Here is a 287-nt window from a genome sequence, read left to right on the forward strand (position 1 = left end):
CCGCGGGATCGGGCACGGTGCGGCCGACGCGGGCGAGCGCGGTCGCGATACTCGGTACCAGTGCGGCGACGATCGCCTCCTCCCGCGCCGCCATGACCCGGCTCAGTCCGGGAGTGCGCAGCGCGTGCGCGGTGAATTCGGCGGTGATGCGGTACCAGCCGTCATCGATGGGGACGGCGTCGGTGAGGCGCTCGACGGCCGTGCGCACGTCGGCGACGTCGTCGATGCTGATCTCGTCCAAGGTGGCGCGGACGTCGTCGAGCATGGTTGCGGCGCGCTGCTCCCAC

The 287-nt window shown here is 72.5% G+C and carries 1 pseudogene; it reads right to left on the reverse strand.

What is annotated here, in order from left to right:
• Window positions 1-287: pseudogene (locus tag GV790_RS29955) on the reverse strand (TetR/AcrR family transcriptional regulator); the annotation flags it as partial.

This window comes from Nocardia cyriacigeorgica (assembly GCF_010858045.1).
Taxonomy (GTDB): Bacteria; Actinomycetota; Actinomycetes; order Mycobacteriales; family Mycobacteriaceae; genus Nocardia; species Nocardia cyriacigeorgica_E.